Origin of the sequence: Zooshikella sp. RANM57 (genome assembly GCF_050749885.1) — a bacterium.
In the GTDB taxonomy this organism is placed as follows: domain Bacteria; phylum Pseudomonadota; class Gammaproteobacteria; order Pseudomonadales; family Zooshikellaceae; genus Zooshikella.
The window spans coordinates 1-3,095 of record NZ_JBOIUB010000040.1; the positions used below are offsets into that span (position 1 = coordinate 1).

General features: G+C 37.2%; 2 protein-coding genes and 1 pseudogene. All 3 read left to right on the plus strand.

Annotated features, from left to right (window positions below; translation table 11 throughout):
* Positions 1–397: 397 nt before the first annotated feature.
* Positions 398–1,198, plus strand: a complete 801-nt coding sequence (locus ACQ96U_RS26990; protein ID WP_431724384.1) for a ParA family protein — start codon at positions 398–400, stop codon at positions 1,196–1,198.
* Positions 1,191–2,126, plus strand: a complete 936-nt coding sequence (locus tag ACQ96U_RS26995; protein WP_431724385.1) for a ParB/RepB/Spo0J family partition protein — start codon at positions 1,191–1,193, stop codon at positions 2,124–2,126. Before ACQ96U_RS26990 ends, ACQ96U_RS26995 begins: the two co-directional genes overlap by 8 nt.
* A 347-nt stretch (positions 2,127–2,473) precedes the next feature.
* Positions 2,474–2,968, plus strand: a pseudogene (locus tag ACQ96U_RS27000) (IS4 family transposase); the annotation flags it as partial.
* Positions 2,969–3,095 lie beyond the last annotated feature (127 nt).

The following is a 3,095-nucleotide window of genomic DNA, read 5'->3' on the forward strand; positions in this document are numbered from 1 at the left end:
AAAAACGTCGCAGGCAAACCCTGAGACAAGAGACAAAACACTTTTTGAACAATTCTGCTCATTAGCAGGCTAAGTGTGTCCAAAATAAGATTGTTTTTACGCTAAATAATTTTTGCGACAGAACCATCTTAGGTGCTATAGCACAATAGGTGGTATCATTACCATCTAGGTCACAAGAGACACTTACTTGAGTGATGCCTGTCATTTAGAGGTGTGAGTATGTCTTCTGGATACAAATAAAGTACAAAAAACATCCACTATTAATTTCGCATGCGAAACTGGTGTTGTTACACTATAAGGAACTAAGAAAATACAACGAGTTTAGCATGTAAAATTTGGCTTTCCTAAACACGATTTTATCCCGTTTAATACGCTATCAACTTAGAATGGGGGGCATATGACCAACATAACGGCCATAAGTAACCAAAAAGGCGGTGTAGGTAAAACTACTGTTGCAGTTAATCTAGGTAAAAACTTAGCCTCAATGGGGAAGAGAGTACTTTTGGTTGATAATGACCCACAAGGTAATCTGACCATGGCTGTTTTTGGAGATGAATTACCTGAGGAGGTTTTGCTTATAGGAGACGATGGAGTTGCAATACCTGGCTTATCGAACTGTATGCAGCTGTATTCTGAAAAGGCATCATTTAAACCTTATGCTCTCAATGAGACTTTGCATATTATTGGCTCAACCAAACACTTATCAGAAGTTACAACAAGACCTTTTGAAATAATCTTTGAATTTAAAGACAATGTTGAGTCTTTAAGAAAGCAATATGACGAAATTATTATAGATTGCCTACCTTCATTTGGAGCTTTACAAACTGCTGCTCATATGACTGCTGACCATTTGTTAATACCAACTCATTTAGATGAGTTTAGTGTTAGGGGGTTAGAGGAGCAGTTAAAAACTGCAAACAATACCAAGCGAAGATTGAACCCAAAACTTAAATTTTTAGGTATTTTGGCCAATGAGGTATCAGCACAACGGGTACTTGTTGAAGAACATTATTACAATGATCTAAAAGCTAAGCATAACAGTTACTTATTTGATGCGAAAATAACTAAGTCTGCAAAAATTAAAGAAAGTCATGCCATGAGACTATCAATCTTGGAGTATAAGAAAAACTCTGATCAGGCGAGACAGTTCCAACATTTTACTAAAGAGTATTTGGAAAGAGTAAGCGCAAATGGGTAATTCATTTTCTGACATGCTTAAACGAAACAAATCTAAAAATGATTCTGGAGTAAATATTAATAGCTTACTGGAAGATACAGGAACAGACTCGATTATCGGTAAAGCCAAAAAAGAAGGTCGTTACTTAGAACTCACACCTCAGCAGTTGGAACCTGATCCAAACCAACCACGTAAAACATTTGATGAGCATACTTTAAAAGAGTTGCAACTAAGTATAGAAACTAGAGGACAGTTACAACCTATCTTAGTGGGTAACCAAAATGGCAAAGGAAAATATCCTATTATTTCAGGGGAGCGTCGTTGGCGAGCTATTAGCAATTCAACAATAGTCACAACGATATCTGCAGTTATACGCTCAGGTAGTTCTGATGAGCTTTTACTATTACTGATTCAAATAGATGAGAATAATAAGCGAGAGCAAGTGCCTGCGATAGAAAATGCAGAAGCAATGAAACGTGTTGTTGAAATATGTAAATCAAAAAAACTTGACCAAGCTTATGCAGCCTCAGTTTTAGGGATGAGTAAAGCAGCTTTAAGTAAACACCTTTCCTTACTAAAAGCGCCTGAAAGCATAAAACAGCTGTCACTAAACAATGAAACACAAGATGTTGAAACACTATATAACTTATCTCGTGCTGCAAAAAAAAATGAAAAGCTTGTCAGCAAGCTTGTTGATAAATGGAAAGGTGGTAAGCTGAAGAAAACACTGAGAGTGGCAAGTAAAGAACTTCTTGATGATAGTAAGCAAAGTATAGATGGCAAATTACCATCAAAGCTGACTAAAATTGAAAAGGTAAAGCGTGTTTTTATTGAAGAAGGTCAGCCGCCAAAACTTGTGATTGAAATTGGTGACAAGGCTATAAGTTACTCCCTTCCTCCTAAGGTTTTAGAAGAATTAAAACATAGTTTACAGATTGAGACTGAATAAAGTTTAACGTTATAATTTAAGTTGAACTAATAAGCTAGTTTCGTATGTTAAATTGTATTAGGCGCGATCTGACCTGATAATTCTTACTTGAAAACAGAGAGTTACCCGCTTTGATTAAAGGTGTCACCTCTTTAGATCAAACCAAAAGGTAACTCTCAATGTATCATTCTAGTAATCCTGTCATTAAACACAAAGTCGGCTTACTCAACCTTGCTGAAAAGCTAGGTAATGTATCTATGTACAGAACAGAAAGCTGAATAACTTTGAAAAATCAATTGGTTAGAAGTGAATTGATCCTTCACTGGTATTTCAATTCAGGCTGCGAAACCATTAAGAATTGTACAACAATGAAAGAGATCAACTCACTAGCCAAGGAGCTTAAAGGGGTTTTTGGTTGACATCAAGCCCGAGTCACCTTGCTAGCCCAATTTATTCTAGCACTGGTAAAGGTTCGTTCAGTCAATCTCTCACGTATAGCCCACGTGTTTTATGATACCACTTTGCCTACATCGAATTATAAGCAGCTTCAACGGTTTCTTCGAGATTTTACCCTAGACTATGATCAATGCGCTCGTGTGATAGCCAAGTGGTTTTGCTCAGATGAAACCTGGGTGCTGTGCATAGATCGCACAAACTGGAATTTTGGCATACTGAAAATTAATTTTATGGTCTTGGCCGTGGCACATGAAGGGTTAACCATACCCCTCTTTTGGGTATTATTACCAAAGAAAGGTAATTCCAATACCGAAGAACGCAAGGCATTAATCAAACGGTTTTTGTATGTATTTAGTGTTGAGAAAATAGCGTATTTAACCGAAGATAGGGAGTTTAGGGGAAAAAATGGTTCTGTCGCAAAGTTTGACCCGCCGTGATAGCCTTTTACACTCCTGCTAATACTCTGGTTGTTTTGTCGTCACTATGAGTCCTCATGAGCGTTTCAAAGGTTGTCATTTTCCCTCCTGTGTTGTA